The 17,262-nt window shown below is 38.3% G+C and carries 19 protein-coding genes and 1 tRNA gene; 15 read left to right on the plus strand and 5 right to left on the minus strand.

What is annotated here, in order from left to right; all coding sequences use genetic code 11:
* Positions 1 to 38: 38 nt before the first annotated feature.
* On the minus strand, positions 39 to 413 hold the full coding sequence (gene gloA / locus ACWOEC_RS01965; protein ID WP_297077132.1) for a lactoylglutathione lyase: 375 nt from the start codon (positions 411 to 413) through the stop codon (positions 39 to 41).
* Between the two features lie 136 nt (positions 414 to 549).
* On the opposite strand from gloA, the gene ACWOEC_RS01970 reads away from it, so the two are divergent.
* Positions 550 to 993, plus strand: a complete 444-nt coding sequence (locus tag ACWOEC_RS01970) for an NUDIX hydrolase (RefSeq protein WP_455305584.1) — start codon at positions 550 to 552, stop codon at positions 991 to 993.
* Positions 994 to 1,030: 37 nt separating this feature from the next.
* On the opposite strand, the gene yidA is transcribed toward ACWOEC_RS01970, so the two are convergent.
* The 3 genes from yidA to ACWOEC_RS01985 are packed head-to-tail and all read right to left on the minus strand — an operon-like array spanning position 1,031 to position 4,003.
* Positions 1,031 to 1,840 carry a sugar-phosphatase gene (gene yidA / locus ACWOEC_RS01975; protein WP_455305585.1) on the minus strand — a complete coding sequence of 270 codons (810 nt, stop codon included), beginning with the start codon at positions 1,838 to 1,840 and terminating at the stop codon, positions 1,031 to 1,033.
* A gap of 13 nt (positions 1,841 to 1,853) precedes the next feature.
* A complete protein-coding gene (locus ACWOEC_RS01980) occupies positions 1,854 to 3,179 on the minus strand; it encodes an HD domain-containing protein (protein WP_455305641.1) in 1,326 nt (441 codons plus the stop codon).
* 29 nt (positions 3,180 to 3,208) lie between these two features.
* Positions 3,209 to 4,003: a lipoate--protein ligase family protein gene (locus ACWOEC_RS01985; RefSeq protein ID WP_455305586.1), complete on the minus strand. Its 795-nt coding sequence runs from the start codon at positions 4,001 to 4,003 to the stop codon at positions 3,209 to 3,211.
* A 146-nt stretch (positions 4,004 to 4,149) separates the two neighbouring features.
* Here ACWOEC_RS01985 and ACWOEC_RS01990 point away from each other — a divergent pair, with 146 nt between their 5' ends.
* Complete coding sequence (locus ACWOEC_RS01990) at positions 4,150 to 4,581, plus strand: DUF1934 domain-containing protein (protein ID WP_455305587.1); 432 nt, start codon at positions 4,150 to 4,152, stop codon at positions 4,579 to 4,581.
* A gap of 84 nt (positions 4,582 to 4,665) precedes the next feature.
* Positions 4,666 to 5,277, plus strand: a complete 612-nt coding sequence (rpoE, locus tag ACWOEC_RS01995) for a DNA-directed RNA polymerase subunit delta (RefSeq protein WP_297077142.1) — start codon at positions 4,666 to 4,668, stop codon at positions 5,275 to 5,277.
* Between the two features lie 153 nt (positions 5,278 to 5,430).
* Here rpoE and ACWOEC_RS02000 read toward each other — a convergent pair.
* Positions 5,431 to 5,502 (minus strand) — tRNA-Arg (locus tag ACWOEC_RS02000).
* 51 nt (positions 5,503 to 5,553) lie between these two features.
* On the opposite strand from ACWOEC_RS02000, the gene rpoN reads away from it, so the two are divergent.
* The 12 genes from rpoN (at position 5,554) to smpB (ending at position 17,258) form a co-directional block, all read left to right on the plus strand.
* Entirely contained in the window at positions 5,554 to 6,861 is a 1,308-nt protein-coding gene (gene rpoN, locus ACWOEC_RS02005) for an RNA polymerase factor sigma-54 (RefSeq protein ID WP_455305588.1), read from the plus strand.
* A 142-nt stretch (positions 6,862 to 7,003) separates the two neighbouring features.
* Positions 7,004 to 8,098: a sugar-binding transcriptional regulator gene (locus ACWOEC_RS02010; RefSeq protein WP_455305589.1), complete on the plus strand. Its 1,095-nt coding sequence runs from the start codon at positions 7,004 to 7,006 to the stop codon at positions 8,096 to 8,098.
* 39 nt (positions 8,099 to 8,137) lie between these two features.
* Positions 8,138 to 9,139, plus strand: a complete 1,002-nt coding sequence (gap, locus tag ACWOEC_RS02015) for a type I glyceraldehyde-3-phosphate dehydrogenase (protein ID WP_297075776.1) — start codon at positions 8,138 to 8,140, stop codon at positions 9,137 to 9,139.
* A 114-nt stretch (positions 9,140 to 9,253) separates the two neighbouring features.
* The gene (locus tag ACWOEC_RS02020) at positions 9,254 to 10,444 is read left to right on the plus strand and encodes a phosphoglycerate kinase (protein ID WP_297075778.1); all 1,191 of its coding nucleotides are present in this window, start codon (positions 9,254 to 9,256) and stop codon (positions 10,442 to 10,444) included.
* Between the two features lie 27 nt (positions 10,445 to 10,471).
* Positions 10,472 to 11,227, plus strand: a complete 756-nt coding sequence (gene tpiA / locus ACWOEC_RS02025; RefSeq protein WP_297075781.1) for a triose-phosphate isomerase — start codon at positions 10,472 to 10,474, stop codon at positions 11,225 to 11,227.
* A 111-nt stretch (positions 11,228 to 11,338) separates the two neighbouring features.
* A complete protein-coding gene (gene eno / locus ACWOEC_RS02030; RefSeq protein ID WP_297075783.1) occupies positions 11,339 to 12,640 on the plus strand; it encodes a surface-displayed alpha-enolase in 1,302 nt (433 codons plus the stop codon).
* Between the two features lie 157 nt (positions 12,641 to 12,797).
* Positions 12,798 to 12,980 carry a hypothetical protein gene (locus ACWOEC_RS02035; protein WP_455305590.1) on the plus strand — a complete coding sequence of 61 codons (183 nt, stop codon included), beginning with the start codon at positions 12,798 to 12,800 and terminating at the stop codon, positions 12,978 to 12,980.
* A gap of 32 nt (positions 12,981 to 13,012) precedes the next feature.
* Positions 13,013 to 13,282, plus strand: coding sequence for a GNAT family N-acetyltransferase (locus tag ACWOEC_RS02040; RefSeq protein WP_455305591.1), 270 nt, complete (start codon positions 13,013 to 13,015; stop codon positions 13,280 to 13,282).
* 89 nt (positions 13,283 to 13,371) lie between these two features.
* Positions 13,372 to 13,608, plus strand: a complete 237-nt coding sequence (gene secG, locus ACWOEC_RS02045; protein WP_016185795.1) for a preprotein translocase subunit SecG — start codon at positions 13,372 to 13,374, stop codon at positions 13,606 to 13,608.
* Positions 13,609 to 13,675: 67 nt separating this feature from the next.
* Complete coding sequence (locus ACWOEC_RS02050; RefSeq protein ID WP_455305592.1) at positions 13,676 to 14,440, plus strand: alpha/beta hydrolase; 765 nt, start codon at positions 13,676 to 13,678, stop codon at positions 14,438 to 14,440.
* A 1-nt stretch (position 14,441) separates the two neighbouring features.
* Positions 14,442 to 16,787 carry a ribonuclease R gene (gene rnr / locus ACWOEC_RS02055; RefSeq protein WP_455305593.1) on the plus strand — a complete coding sequence of 782 codons (2,346 nt, stop codon included), beginning with the start codon at positions 14,442 to 14,444 and terminating at the stop codon, positions 16,785 to 16,787.
* A gap of 12 nt (positions 16,788 to 16,799) precedes the next feature.
* The gene (gene smpB, locus ACWOEC_RS02060) at positions 16,800 to 17,258 is read left to right on the plus strand and encodes an SsrA-binding protein SmpB (RefSeq protein WP_297075803.1); all 459 of its coding nucleotides are present in this window, start codon (positions 16,800 to 16,802) and stop codon (positions 17,256 to 17,258) included.
* Positions 17,259 to 17,262 lie beyond the last annotated feature (4 nt).

Below are 17,262 nucleotides of genomic sequence, written 5' to 3' on the forward strand. Positions count from 1 at the left end.
AAAAGTTGACGCTTTTTAGCGTCAACTCGATATGTTGGTTATTTTGTACGAACAACTTCGATTTTATAGCCATCTGGATCTACTACAAAATAGTAAGATGGGGGTGTTCCTGGTAATCCTTTAAGATCAGTTACATTAAATCCTGCTGCTTTGTGTTTGTCATGTAAAGCTGCAACATCTTCAGTAGCGATAGCAATATGACCATAGCCATTTCCTAAATCATAAGCTTCATGATCATAATTATAGGTTAATTCCAACTCATAGTCATCACCAGGTAAAGTCAAGTAAACTAACGTGAATTTTGCATCTGGAAAATCACGACGACGGCTTTCTTCAAAGCCGAAAGCTTCCGTATAAAATGCTAATGATGCTTCTAAATCTTTTACGCGTACACAAGTATGTGCCATTTTCATAAAAAGATCCCTCCATTCTTTTCATTGATAAATACATAATAACATAACATATAAAAATCATACATTACTTTGTTTAGTTTAGACTTGTGTCAAAAGAAAAATCACGCTACACTTCTTTTAAAAGGAGCGAATGTGAATGAATAAACAACCTGTGTTTGGAAAAAAAGAAGAAGATAAAGTATACAAAGAACGTAAAGGGGCATATGTTGTCATTTCGCGAGAAACAAAACAAGAAATCATTTTGGTTCAGGCACCAAATGGGGCTTATTTTTTACCTGGTGGAGAAATTGAACAAAATGAAACGCATCACGAAACGATTGCAAGAGAAATGTTAGAAGAAGTCGGATTTGAAGTCGAAATCGGAGAATATCTTGGTGAAGCGATCGAGTACTTTTACTCTAGTCATCGCGATACGTACTATGAACATCCAGGTTATTTCTATGTTGTAGATGCATTTGAAAAAGTCGCTGAACCTACAGAAACGACAAATAATCTTTTGTGGACAACACCCGAAGAGGCAATGTTGTTATTGAAACGTGGAAGTCATCGCTGGGCTGTTCAAAAGTGGATGAAATCATAAAAAAGAGGCTGTGACAGAAATCTGTCACAGCCTCTTTTTAGATAGCATACGTATAAATGGCATGGGCTACACCGTGTTCATTGTTCGTCTTTGTGACTACGGTTGCATGGTTTTTAACATTTTCAGTAGCATTTCCCATAGCAACACCAGTTCCAGCATATTTGATCATCTCTAAATCATTTTCATTATCGCCGATTGCCATAACTTCTTCACTAGTTAAATGCAAGTGAGTCGCTAGCTGATGGACAGCGGCTCCTTTATTAACTTTTTTATTTAAGATTTCTAAAAAGAAAGGAGTGCTTTTCACTACTGTAAAGCGCTCATGCATAAATGCAGGTAGGTTTTGTTCGACTTGTGCCAGTTTTTTGGGATCATCGATCATCATCATTTTGATAATCGATAGATCAGGAGTCATTTCTTCAGGCGTACGATAGCGAATCGGCATTTGCACCAAGTATGCTTCGTGAACAGTATAAGGACTGATATCCCGGTTTGCTGTATAGATATGCTCTTCTGTTTCAGTATGCAGATGAACATCTAGTCGTCTTGCGGTCATTTCGATATCCAGAAAATCTTCGTGAGTTAAACCATGTAACGAAATTTTTTCTTTGGTGTGTGCATTTTGAATGATCGAACCGTTGTAACTGATCACAAAATCATCTTCTTTGTCTAACCCTAATTCTTCAACTAAAGGCAATACACCGATGATTGGACGACCTGTACACAAAACGATTTTAATGCCTCTTGCTTGGGCGTCATTGAGTGCTGCTTTTACTTCCTCAGTTACTTGGTGTTGATCGTTTAATAAAGTACCATCGATATCAATGGCGATTAATTTGATTGACATAGTCTCATCCTTTCTAAATAAGTGCACCGTTGACAATATGTGCACGAAATTGCAAATACGTTTCATAAAAGAGATCATAAGAAGTTGAATGATCTTCATGAGTCATCTCACGAGGAAAATAAAAGCGATGATCTCCTTGTGATTGTCCTGCCAGTGCTGCCACTAGCGCACTGACATGGGATAACTCGATTAGTGTTCCATCTTTTTCTTGTAGCTCGATTTGTGTACGTGAATTTTTTGCATTCGGTCGGTAAAGATCATAAGGCAAATCAAAACTTGAATTGATTGCTGTATAGTAAGTCGCGTTAAACCCGACTTTTTCTACTGCTTCGACTAAACTAGTGATTCGTGTTTGATCAGTCTCTGGTGAAAAAGTGACTGATTTTAAAGGTTTACGATTTAAAAAACGACGAGCTAAATCACTTAAAATAGGATCGCGGCTTTCTAACCAATGGATAAAATAAGTGTTTAATACGCCATCATCTAGTTTCAAATAGTCTTCTAACTGATACGTTTCGTTTAAAAATGGAACTAAAAGTGGAGCACTTCGTTCAAAATAGGCGATTTCAGTAGAGAATAGTTCTTTTGCACGTGCTAATAAATGGGATAACCCAACTTCCATACCGCGAGACGTTGGGTGGAAGTACACTTGGACATACATCTGATAGCGACTGACGATATAATCTTCAACGGCATGCATGCCATTCATTGAAAAACTGATTCCGTGCTCATATGGACGAATCACACGTAAGATACGCTTTAGATCAAATGTTCCATATTCTGTTCCAGTATAATAGGCATCACGTAACAAATAATCCATACGATCGGCATCGATTTGACTAGAAATCATTTGGACTACTTGAGGATTAGGATATTCTTTCGTAATGACGCTAGCGACTTTTTCTGGAAATCCTGCTTCAACGCGATTTAAAATTTGATAGACTTCAGTTTCTGGAGAAGTCAAGATCGCTACAGTTTGCACCTCGTGATCGGTTTGAAATAAATATTCAAACGTGTGAGAATAAGCACCATGACCGATATCGTGCAATAAGGCTGCGCAAAGCGTCACTAAGCGTTCTCGATCGTCCCAACCGGATGGACCGATTTTTTCGATAGAGTAGTTTCGTTCAAAAAGATCACAAATATTACGCGCGATTTCGTAGACGCCTAATGAATGAGAAAAGCGAGTGTGTTCGGCACCGTGAAAGGTAAATGAAGCAGTTCCCAATTGATGGATTCGACGTAGCCGCTGCACTTCTCTTGAATTGATCAGATCTAAAATGACTTGATGTTGTACATGAATATAACTGTGTACCGGATCACGAAAGACTTTTTCCATTGGGAGCAGTTGTTGTTTATAGGCCAAACTTATTCCTCCTTTATTTGTTCGTTTCGTTCGATCATATTCGCCAAGCGTTTTGTAAATAAAGGGTTTTTTTGCAATGTTTCGTTTAGCGCGTGTTGAACTTTAGGATCATCAGTTGCTTGAAAAGCATTCATCAATCGTTCCTTGGTTTCAGCGATACTGATCTCATACCCTAATACCGACGCTAAGGTGGTCATGCATGTCGGTTCAATATCCGGATAGCCAGAATCGGGTATAATGTTCGCAGCAGTATAGAAGGCTTTAGCTATCGCCCCGCGCGCAAATTGATCACCATTGACACTAAGATACACCATTACCGCAATATTGTCTTTGATTCTTCTTTGGGCCATCCCGGCAATTTTTTTGCCTTTGACACTCAGATCGAAAGTTCCGGGACAGTATGATTGGGTAATTTCATAGGCTTCAATGTTAAGTTCAGGAAAAGCCTGTTGGATGAAGGCCATGCAGTGTGCGTAGGCATCATCGATCGATTGGACAGTTTCATTTTTTTTGAAAATATAAGATAGATTGAGCACGCCTTGATCAGCCACTACACCTAGACCGCCTGAATTGCGTACGATCGGTGTGAATTTTTGCATTCGTAATTGAGCTAAGCCACTTAGAAGTTCTGGAACTTTAGTGTCTTTCATTCCTAAAATGAAAGATTGTTGAAGTTGCCAAAAGTGTAAAACTTGTTCATCAGCTGGTAAAGTGTCTAATAAACAATCGGTAAACACAAATGGCAATAATGCTTCTTGATCAGTAAGTTGCAACTGATCGAATAAAAAAACAGTCATAAAAAAATCCTTTCTCTAATTTCCTAATTATATTATAAACGATTTCATGCTTTTTTTTGCGAAAACTTCCCATTAAAATGAAGAATCGTTGACAAATCGAGTAAAACCGTTGAAAATGTGAACAGAAAACACAAGGAGGTCAAAGTGTGGCAGAAAAACAAGGGCAAGCAATCGCGATCCATTTAGAAACGATTGTGCAACAAGAAGGCGAGACACAAAATTTTGTATTTGATTTGACAGGACAACTTGTTAAAATTGGAGATACACTATACATTCGGTATAAAGAAGAGACCGAAGAAGGGCAAATTCCGGTGACGATCAAATTATTACCAGATGGTAGCTTACAACTAATACGAGCAAGTGAGATGCGTTTAAGATTGAAATTCGAGTATAAACAAACTGTCGAAAGCCATTATAAAACTCCTTATGGCATGATGTTTTTTAGTACTTTTACGCACGATATGCACGTTAGCCTAAAAGATCGTCCGAATGCAGGTGAGATTGCGTTGACATATGATTTATATTTAGCAGATCAAAAAGCCGGCGAGTATCAGATGAAGTTATCTTTCACAGCATAAATTTTAAGAATTTGAAAGAAAAAATTGCTTTTTCGGCGACATTTTTGTATGATTAGGAGTAGACTGTGAAAGGACGTGTCCCGATTGGAAATTAATGTATTTGAAGGCCTGGATAGAAGCGAATTGTCCATGATTGAAGTGGCGCATGCGATTTTAGAACAACGTGGAGATGTGATGGATTTTTCTGATTTAGTCAATCAAATCCAAACCTACCTTGGAAAATCTGATGGTGAAATTCGTGATGCTTTGGCTCAATTTTATACGGATTTGAATATTGATGGAAGTTTTATTTCATTAGGTGATAATCGTTGGGGATTACGCTCTTGGTATGCAATCGACTCAATCGATGAAGAGATCAATCATGGCTTAGATGAAGATGATGAAGATACACCAAGAAAACGTAAACGTAAAAAAGTAAATGCCTTTATCAATGATGATGAAGATGCAATTGACTACAACGATGATGATCCAGAAGATACTGATCTATCTGAAGATGAAGACGATGACGATTTATTTGAAGATGAAGATGAAGATGATGAAGAAATCTCAGCATACAATTCTGACTTACAAGAAATTGGCGCAGATAACTCTGATGATGAAGAAGTTGTTCCAGAAAATATTGAAGAAGACTTAACGATTATCGATGATGACGAAGAAGACGAATTCGATGATGAATACGAAGAGAACGAAGAATAATAAAACGTGCATGAGATCTTAGGATTTCATGCACGTTTTATTTAATCTATTTTTGTACAGAATATTTTTGATTAGATATGCTATACTACAACAAGAGATGGTGGCGCTTTAATTTAGCCAACAAAAAAAGCATGTTCATTTTGAACATGCCAACGCATCCTAAGGGAATCGAACCCCTGTCTCAAGAACCGGAATCTTGCGTGATATCCACTACACTAAGGATGCAAATACTCATTAAGTATACCGGAAATTTTTAAAAAAACAAGGGGGAGTTAGATGAAATTTGAGCAACAGTTATCACAGCAACAAAAACAAACCCAAAAGTTAGCCCTTACACAACAGTTACAACAATCGTTGCAAATATTGAATTATTCAAGCGAAGAATTGTTTGAATTTATCAACCAAAAAACGCTAGAAAACCCATTGATTGCTTTAAACGATCGGTATTTTTCAGGATTAAGTCAAACGCACACGGCTAATACATATGAAGTCAATTTCGGTCAGTTACAAGATACAAAACAATCTTTGTTTGATTTCTTAGTAGGACAAGTCCATTTGAATTACCGTGATACACCAATAAGAAAACGTATCTTGCGATTATTAGAATATATCGATTCGAATGGTTGGTTGGTTACCTCTTTATCACAAATCGCTACAGAGCATCAAGAATCCTATGTAGAATGGCTAGATGCATTGACACTTTTACAACAATTAGATCCACCAGGGGTCGGTGCTCAAAATTTGCAAGAATGTCTCATGCTGCAAACAGAAAGAGATCGTCAAGCACCTAATCTAGCTTACTTGATTTTAGAAACTTATTTTATGTCCTTTGTTGAACGAAAGTGGGAGGAAATCGCGGCAACAATACCTTGCGACATCACAGAGATTCAACAAGTTTTTGATTATGTTCAAACATTAACGCCAAAACCTGGTGCAGCTTTTGAACGTGAAGAAGGACTGATGATCATTCCAGATCTAGAAGTGACAATTGAGAATAATGAATTGACGCTTTCTAGCTTGCGTTCGATGCAACCTCCTTTAAAGTTCAATCAGGCTTATTATGAAGAATTGAATCAGGTGAACAACCAAGAAATTTCACAATTTTTAAAACAAAGTCGCCAGACCTTTGATTGGCTAAAGCAAACATTAGACCATCGGGAACAAACGATTTTACGAATCGGTGAGTTGATCATCCAACGCCAAGCTGATTTCTTTTTAAAAGATGCTCATCCTTTAAATCCTTTAACTATGCGTGAAGTTGCAGAAGTCTTAGAGTTGCATGAATCGACTATTAGTCGAGCGGTTAACAAAAAATACATAGCGACTCCATTTGGTACCTATGAATTAAAACATTTTTTCACCACCAGAGTCTTGACTGCCTCTGGAGAAGAGATTGCAACAACTCAAGTAAAAGAACATTTGAAACAGATGATTACTCATGAAGACAAGACCAAACCATTATCTGACCAGAAATTAGCAGATTTATTAAGTAAAGTTGGCTTTACAATCTCAAGACGAACCGTCACGAAATATCGTGAAGCACTAGCGATTCCGACTTCAAAACAGCGAAAACGTTTTTCTTAAAGCGTGTGCTACCTTTTTAGGGTACACGCTGTTTTTTTTCGCTTCGAAAGGGAGTTTTAAGTTGCACGAGGAGAAAAATCGTGCTATCATATTTTTTGTAGGAAGCATTGAAATTCTTACATTGATATTTTTTTTAACCTTAATGGGTCGTAATAAGTCTATGTTGGACATTAAACGTCCAATGGAAGGATCGAGAAAAATGCAAGACGAATTAAAATTGTTAGAGGGGATTATTCCTGATATTTTGACCGTACTGCAAGAACGGTATCGTATTCTTCAACAGATTTATTGGATGCAACCTGTAGGAAGAAGAAATTTATCAGACCAACTTGGTTTGACAGAGCGTGTGCTTAGAACAGAGACCGATTTTTTAAAGCAGATTGGTTTAGTCGAAAGTTCAAAAAGTGGCATGATGTTGACAAACAAAGGGGATTTGGTTTATCTTGAAATGGGAACGATCATGGATCAATTATTTGAAACGAAGCAAGTTGAATTACAGCTAGCGAAGTATCTAGGAATTGAGAAATGTTTGATTGCCAAAGGAGACTCAAATCAACAAACTAAAGTGATCAGTTCATTTGGTGAGATGGTAAATGAAAGTTTGCTGACTCGATTGCCAGACGGTCAAAATATCATCGCTGTAATGGGTGGTACAACAATGGCTACTGTTGCCGAAGAAATAGGCAAATTGGAAACTGAAAAACGACATAATATTTTCGTACCAGCACGAGGCGGGATTGGTGAAACAGTTAATGTTCAAGCCAACTCAGTGAGTGCAGTAATGGCGATTCGTTCGCAAGGAGAATACCGGTCGTTATTTGTCCCAGAACAGTTGAGTTCATTAGCGTATGAAACCTTGTTGCAAGAACCTTCTATTAAAGAAGTGTTGAATCTGATCAATCAAGCAAATTGCGTCATTCATGGAATTGGACGTGCCCTTCACATGGCGGCACGAAGAAAAATGTCTGAAAGTGAAATTTTGATGCTCAAACAACATAATGCAGTCGCAGAATCATTTGGTTACTTTTTTAATGAAAAAGGCGAAATTATTCATAAGATTCCTAGAATTGGATTGCAGTTAAAAGACATTCAAAATATTCCTTACGTATTTGCGATCGCAGGTGGTAAAGATAAAGCAAAAGCCATTCATGCGTACATGAAAAATGCACCAAAGCAAACGTGGCTCATTACTGATGAGGCTGCGGCAAATGAGATTTTAAAAGGGGTAACCCTTTAAAATAAATTTTTTATGATTTTCATAAGGAGGAAATCTTAAATGACAGTTAAAGTAGGTATTAATGGATTTGGACGTATCGGACGCTTAGCATTCCGTCGTATCCAAGAGGTTTCAGGAATCGAAGTAGTTGCAATCAATGACTTAACAGATGCTAAAATGTTAGCTCACTTGTTAAAATACGATACAACTCAAGGACGTTTCAACGGAACAGTTGAAGTTCACGAAGATTCTTTCAACGTAAACGGAAAAGAAGTAAAAATCTTAGCTAACCGCAACCCTGAAGAATTACCTTGGGGCGAACTAGGTGTAGACATCGTTTTAGAATGTACTGGTTTCTTTACTTCTAAAGAAAAAGCTGAATTACACTTAAAAGCTGGTGCAAAACGTGTTGTTATCTCTGCTCCTGGTGGAGACGATGTACCAACAATCGTTTACAACGTAAACCACGAAACTTTAACAGGTAAAGAAACAGTTATCTCTGGTGCTTCTTGTACAACTAACTGTTTAGCACCTATGGCTAAAGCGTTAAACGACGATTTTGGTGTTGTTGAAGGATTAATGACAACTATCCATGCTTACACAGGTGACCAAATGACTCTTGATGGACCTCATCCTAAAGGTGACTTCCGTCGTGCACGCGCTGCTGCTGCAAACATCGTTCCTAACTCAACTGGTGCTGCTAAAGCAATCGGCTTAGTAATCCCAGAATTGAACGGAAAATTAGATGGAGCTGCTCAACGTGTACCAGTTGCGACTGGTTCATTAACTGAATTAGTTACTGTACTTGACAAAAAAGTTACAGTTGACGAAGTAAATGCTGCTATGGAAAAAGCTGCGACTGAATCTTTTGGTTACACAACTGATGAAATCGTATCTTCTGATATCGTAGGTATTACTTATGGTTCATTATTTGATGCAACTCAAACTCGTGTAATGACTGTTGGTGATCAACAATTAGTGAAAACTGTTGCTTGGTACGATAACGAAATGTCATACACTGCACAATTAGTACGTACTTTAGAATACTTCGCTAATTTATAAGATTCACTTCTTAGTAGATTCTAATTTGCAAGTTATAAGCGGGGAAGCGACGCGCTTCTCCGCTTTTTTTTAGGAATTTATCCGTTAACTATTATGCGCTAGGAGGCAATTTCAATGGCAAAAATGACAGTTCAAGATTTAGAGTTGAAAGATAAAAAGGTTTTAGTACGTGTTGACTTCAACGTGCCGTTAAAAGACGGTCAAATCACTGACGATACTCGTATCAAAGCAGCATTACCAACAATCCAATATGTGATTGATCATGGTGGAAAAGCGATTTTATTCTCTCATTTAGGACGCGTAAAAACTGAAGAAGATAAAGAAGGTAAATCTTTAGCTCCAGTGGCGACTCGTTTATCTGAATTATTAGGCAAAGATGTTACTTTTGTAGATCAAACTCGCGGTGAAAAATTAGAAGCAGCGATCAATGATTTAAAAGACGGCGATGTGTTATTATTTGAAAACACTCGCTTTGAAGATATCGATGGCAAAAAAGAAAGCAAAAATGATCCTGAATTAGGAAAATATTGGGCTTCTTTAGGTGATGTATTTGTCAACGATGCATTCGGTACTGCTCACCGTGCGCACGCATCAAACGTCGGAATTGCTTCTACAGGTATTCCAACTGCTGCAGGTTTCGTAATGGAAAAAGAAATCAATTTTGTTGGTGGCGTTGTGGAACATCCAGAACATCCAATGGTTGCGATTTTAGGTGGAGCGAAAGTTTCTGATAAAATTGGCGTAATCGAAAACTTAATTGACACTGCAGATAAAATTTTAATCGGTGGTGGAATGACGTATACATTCTACAAAGCTTTAGGATACGAAGTTGGAATGTCTATTTGTGAATTAGACAAAGTGGATCTTGCGAAATCTTTATTAGAAAAAGCAAATGGAAAAATCATCTTACCAGTCGATACAGTATGTGCCGATGACTTTTCAAATGATGCACACATTGAAATTCACGAAAAAAATATCCCTGCTAACCTTGAAGGATTAGATATCGGACCAAAAACAGTGAAATTATTTACTGAAGAATTACAAGGTGCGAAAACAGTAATCTGGAACGGACCAATGGGAGTATTTGAATTATCTAAATTTGCTGAAGGTACGATCGGCGTATGTAAAGCAATTGCGGAATTAAAAGACGCAACAACAATCATCGGTGGTGGTGATTCTGCAGCAGCTGCGGAACAATTAGGTTTTGCAGATAAATTTACTCACATCTCTACAGGTGGTGGAGCAAGTTTAGAATTGCTTGAAGGAAAAACATTACCAGGATTAGCAGCAATCAACGACAAATAAGTCGAGATCATTAAAGGAGAGTTATCTATGCGTAAACCAATCATTGCCGGAAACTGGAAAATGAACAAAACAGCTTCTGAAGCAAAAGCTTTTGCTGAAGCGGTAAAAAATGCCATTCCATCAAACGATGCAGTGGATTCTGTAATCGGAGCACCTGCATTATTCTTAGAAACTTTAGTGACTGAAGCTAAAGGAACAGAATTAAAAATTGCAGCTCAAAACTGCTACTGGGAAAACGAAGGAGCATTCACTGGTGAAACTTCACCTGCAGCTCTTGCTGACCTAGGCGTAGATTATGTGATTATCGGACATTCTGAACGTCGTGAGTATTTCCACGAAACAGATCAAGAAATCAACAAAAAAGCAAAAGCGATTTTTGCAAACAACATGACACCAATCCTTTGCTGTGGTGAGTCTTTAGAAACGTATGAAGCAAACCAAACAGCAGAATGGATCGAAACGCAAATCACTGCTGGTTTAGAAGGCTTAACAGCTGAACAAGTTAGCGCAATGGTGATCGCTTACGAACCAATCTGGGCAATCGGAACTGGTAAATCAGCAGACGCAACAATTGCAGATACAATCTGTGGCGTTGTGCGTCAAACTGTTGAAAAATTATATGGTAAAGAAGTTTCTGAAGCGGTACGTATCCAATACGGCGGTTCTGTAAAACCTGAAAACATTGCGGAATACATGGCAAAAGAAAACGTTGACGGTGCATTAGTCGGTGGCGCAAGCTTACAAGCTGATTCTTTCTTAGCATTATTAGATGCAGTGAAATAATTCGCTTTCATTTTCAGTTTTTATTTGCAGTATGAGCAAAAGTTCATTACAATAGAAGAGTATTAAAGGGAATCCCCTTATTAATTACACAACTCAAAGGAGAGACAAAACATGTCAATTATTACTGATGTTTACGCACGCGAAGTCTTAGACTCACGCGGTAACCCAACAATCGAAGTAGAAGTATACACTGAATCAGGCGCTTTTGGACGCGGAATGGTTCCTTCAGGAGCTTCAACTGGTGAGCACGAAGCAGTTGAATTACGTGACGGCGACAAAGCTCGTTACGGTGGAAAAGGTGTTACAAAAGCAGTAGATAACGTAAACAACGTGATTGCTGAAGCTATCATTGGTTATGATGTACGTGACCAAATGGCTATCGATAAAGCAATGATCGCTTTAGATGGTACTCCAAACAAAGGTAAATTAGGCGCAAACGCTATTCTTGGTGTTTCTATCGCTGTTGCTCGTGCAGCTGCTGATTACTTAGAAGTGCCTTTATACCACTACTTAGGCGGATTCAACACTAAATTATTACCAACTCCAATGATGAACATCATCAATGGTGGATCTCACTCAGATGCTCCAATCGCATTCCAAGAGTTCATGATCTTACCAGTTGGTGCACCAACATTCAAAGAAGCTTTACGTTGGGGTACTGAAGTATTCCACGCATTAAAAGCAATCTTACACGACCGTGGTTTAGAAACTTCTGTAGGTGATGAAGGTGGATTTGCTCCACGTTTTGAAGGAACAGAAGACGGCGTAGAAACAATCTTAGCTGCAATCAAAGCTGCTGGTTTAGAACCAGGTAAAGATGTATACCTAGGATTTGACTGTGCATCTTCAGAATTCTACGAAGACGGCGTATACAACTATGCTAAATTCGAAGGTGAAACTGGTGCGAAACGTACTGCTGCTGAGCAAGTAGATTACCTAGAAGAATTAGTTAACAAATACCCAATCATCACTATCGAAGACGGTATGGATGAAAATGACTGGGATGGATGGAAACTATTAACTGAACGTTTAGGCGACAAAGTTCAATTAGTGGGTGACGATTTATTCGTTACAAACACTGAAATCTTATCTAAAGGGATTGCTCAAGGAATTGGGAACTCAATCTTAATCAAAGTGAACCAAATCGGTACATTAACTGAAACGTTTGAAGCAATCGAAATGGCTAAAGAAGCTGGATACACTGCAGTAGTATCTCACCGTTCTGGTGAAACAGAAGATTCTACAATCTCTGATATCGCTGTTGCAACAAACGCTGGCCAAATCAAAACTGGTTCTTTATCACGTACTGACCGTATTGCAAAATACAACCAATTATTACGTATCGAAGACCAATTAGGTGAAGTTGCTGAGTACAAAGGCTTACAAGCTTTCTACAACTTAAAAAACAAATAAGCATTAATATAATGTGAATTGGAGCGCTAGATCTTGTTTTGACAAGGTTTAGCGCTTTTTTTTGATGAAATTTTGAGAAATTCATTTCATGACTAGCGTTATACTTTCAAAAAAAAAGCAGACGTACTACTATAATGTATAAGAAACAAACATTATGTTGGGGGCGGACTTTATGATGATTGGAATTGGAGATACAGTAGCATGCAACAATATTCAAGGTGAAGAAATTACAGGAATTATTATTAAATTTAATGAACGAACAGCCATTGTCACGTGTGAGGTGTATTCGCACCTAGTCAGACTTTCTGTACTAGAAGAGCTTGGTTATCAATGGCAATAGCAACAATAGTGAACGTCAAGGAGGAAAAGTAAATGGAATTTGTAAATGAAGCAAATCGCATCGTTATTGTTGAAGGAAAACAAGAAATCGGTGAAATTACTTGGGCTAAAGAGGATGGTGCCATGGTCATCAACCATACTGGTGTAGACACAGCACATCAAGGAAAAGGATTAGCAGCTCAATTAGTCGACCGCGCAGTCGACCTTGCCCGTAGTGAAGGTATTAAGATCGTACCGATTTGCCCGTATGTGAAAGCGAAATTCGAAAAAGATGAAAAGTATCAAGATGTTTGGAAAAGATAAAACTTTCATTTGATATTAGTGGAAACTTGGCCTTAAGTATGATAGAGTAACTTTGAGAGACTTTTGATTGAAGAGGAGGCAAGTTTTACATGTATGATTTTCTTTTAGCGGTAGTCATTATTTTATCATTCGTTATCGTGATTACAATTATGATGCAACCAAGTAAACAAAATAGCGCAGCAAGTGCCTTTACAGGTGGTGCTGACCAACTGTTTGGGAAACAAAAGGCCCGCGGATTTGAAGCCGTGATGCAACGTTCAACAGCCATCTTAGGAGCTGTATGGATTATCTTACTATTTCTTTTGTCATTTTTATCATCAAAATAGTAACTTTGCCTCTCAGAAATGGGAGGTTTTTTTTCTAGATTTAGGAAGTTAAAGGAGTTTAATAAAAGTGAAGAAGAAATTTGTTACACCGAAGCCAATATTTAGCGAGCAAAGTAAGAAAGCGGTCATCTTGTTTCATGCCTATTCAGGAAGTCCAAATGATGTCCGAATGCTTGCCCGTAAATTAGAACAAGAACACTATACCGTATACACACCGATGTTTACAGGACATGGAACGGTCGATCCACATGATATTTTAGCTGCCAGTCCTAATCAATGGTTTGAAGAAGCAAAAGCTGCTGTTACGTTACTAGTGGATAAAGGGTATGATCAAATCGCCGTCTTTGGGTTATCATTGGGCGGTATGTATGCCATGCGATTATTAGAACAACAGATTCCACAAATCATTGGGGGAGGCTCATTTTGTTCGCCGATCACACCAGTGGAAACAAATGTCCCAACTAGCTTTTTATGGTATGCAAATATGGTATTAGATACATTTACTGACTTAAGTCCAGATGAAAAGGCACGTGAACTAGAAACGGTACCTAAAAAGGTAGCTACACAATTAGCTGGAATTCAAGAACATAGTCAAATGACGTATGATGAATTAGCAAAGATTACGCAGCCGATTTTATTTGTCCAAGCAGCGCAAGATGAAATGATTCCTGCTGAATCAGTATTCAATACGATTCAACAGGTCAAAGATAAAAAATTTACATTAAACTGGTACCCAAACAGCGGACATGTTGTTACGGTAGGACCAGAAAGAAAGCAGTTTGAACAAGATGTGGTGGCATTTTTACAAACACTTTCTTGGAATGAGGAGTAGTATGAAACAAACAATTAAAGAAAATATTTTAGCGTATCTTACGCAACAAGAGAAAAAAAGTATCACGATGGAAGCTCTAGCAAAAGGGTTAGGTTTAGAAAAAAGTGCAGAATTTAAAACACTAGTGCAAACGATCGCTGTAATGGAGCGTGAAGGATCGATTATGCTTAATAAAAAAGGCAATATCCAATTGCCACAACCGCTCTTTTTAGTGGAAGGGACATTTTGTGGCAACGAACGTGGTTTTGGTTTTGTGAGTATCTCAGAGGATGAAGCAGATGTATACATTCCGCAAGAAGCAACGGGATATGCGATGGATGGCGACATAGTGGCGATCGATATCACAAAGGTAGCGCAACCAGGTAGTGACAAGGGAGCAGAAGGCAAAGTTGTCGAGATTCGTGAGCGCGCGGCTCAAGAAGTGGTAGGCGAATTTCATTTATTTGACGAAGCAGAAATCAAAGATACCGATCTCTATGGTTACGTGACGCCCAAAGATAAAAAGATTAATGGTGTCAAAGTATTTGTATCCGCAGAAGGGATCCGACCGGTAGATGGTGCTATCGTGAAAGTAACTTTGACACATTATCCTGAAAAAGGATATGCCAAAAGTGCAGAAGGACTTGTGATTCAAACACTAGGTCATAAAAATGATCCAGGAATGGATATTGTATCTGTAATCGCAGCACATGGGATCCCAATGGCATTTCCAGATGATGTGATCGCGCAAGCTGATGCAGTGAGTGATACGATTGATCCTAATGATTTTAAAGATCGTCGAGACTTAAGAGATCAATTGTTAGTCACAATTGATGGGGAAGATGCAAAAGACTTGGACGATGCGGTCACTGTCAAAAAATTGGCGAACGGGCATTATTTTTTAGGAGTTCATATTGCCGATGTATCTTATTATGTGACGGAACAATCGCCACTAGATCGTGAAGCATTTGAGCGTGGAACAAGTGTCTACTTGACCGATCGTGTGATTCCGATGTTACCACAACGCTTATCTAATGGGATTTGTTCGCTAAATCCTCGTGTGCCACGTTTAGCGATGAGTTGTGAAATGGAAATCGATGCACAAGGTTCGATTATAAAATACGATATTTTCCCAAGCATCATTCAAACAACAGAACGCATGACTTATACGGCAATCAATCAAATCATTGAAGAACAAGATCAAGAAACACGTCAGCGCTATGAAAAACTAGTTCCAATGTTTGAAGAGATGGCAGATTTACATGCGTTATTGGATACGATGCGCCAAAATAGAGGAGCGGTTTCGTTTGAAGATCGTGAGGCTCAAGTTGTTGTAGATGAAAATGGACATCCTTTAGACATTCGTGTGCGTACACGTGGTGTCGGTGAAAAAATGATCGAATCTTTTATGTTGGCTGCGAATGAAACGGTCGCAAAACATTTTGCTACTCAGCAGTTGCCATTTATTTATCGAATCCATGAAGATCCAAAAGAAGAAAAACTAAAACGGTTCTTTGATTTTGCAGCAGCGCTAGGAATTTTAGTGAAACAAACAAATGGATCGATTACGCCAAAAGCATTACAGACTGTTTTAAAAGAAGTTGAAGGGCGCCCAGAAGCACCAGTTATCAGTACAGTATTGTTAAGAAGCATGCAACAAGCAAAATACGCAGAAGAAAATCTAGGACATTACGGCTTAGCTGCGGATTATTATACACATTTTACTTCTCCGATCCGTCGTTATCCTGATTTGATCGTACATCGTTTGATCCGCACGTATCTAGCAGATCGCAGCGAAAAAACGCAAAAAAAATGGGAAGAACAATTACCAGACATTGCTTTACACAGTTCACAAATGGAACGTCGAGCAGTCGAAACAGAACGTGAAGTCGATGCGTTGAAGAAAGCTGAATTTATGGCAGATCATGTTGGCGAAGAATTTGAAGGAATTATTGGCTCCGTCGTTAAATTTGGATTCTTTGTTGAATTACCGAATACAGTTGAAGGATTGATCCATATCAATGCTTTAAAAGATGATTATTATCATTTTGTGGAAACACATCTCGCTTTAGTTGGTGAACGCACAGGTCGAACGTTTAAAATCGGTCAAAAAGTCTTGATCCGCGTAACCAAATCTGACCCAGAAACGCGTGAGATTGATTTTGAACTCCTTTCTTCAGAGGAAGTCGAAACGTTGCCGATTGAGAGTGGATCACGTCAAAAGAGAAAAGCTTCTTCTGCGGTTAAAGAAAAGGTGCAACGCGCGGGAGGAAAAAATGGATTTAAAGAAAAGAAAATGTCGAAAAAAGGAAAGAAAAAACCGTTTTATAAAGGTGTAAAGAAAAAGAAAGGTCCTAAAAAAAAGTAAAGGAGTAGCTCTATGCCAAAAGGAGAAGGCCGTTTAATTGCTCAAAATAAAAAAGCACGGCATGATTATAGCATTTTAGATACGATGGAAGCGGGTATCGTCTTGCAAGGAACCGAGATCAAATCGATTCGCAATAGTCGAATCAATTTAAAAGATGGATTTGTACGTGTACGAAATGGGGAAGCCTTTTTGTACAACGTGCATATCAGTCCTTATGAACAAGGGAATTTATTCAACCATGATCCTTTACGTACTCGAAAATTGCTTTTGCATAAAAAACAAATCCAAAAGTTGTTTGGTGAAACCAAAAATGCCGGAATCACCGTAGTCCCTTTAAAAGTCTATATCAAAGACGGGTATGCGAAAGTTTTGATTGGGATTGCCAAAGGAAAACGCGAGTATGATAAACGCGAAACATTAAAACGCAAAGACCAAGATCGTCAAATTAGTCGAGCGTTGAAAAATTATTAAAAAA

The sequence above is a fragment of the Enterococcus bulliens genome (genome assembly GCF_053761865.1).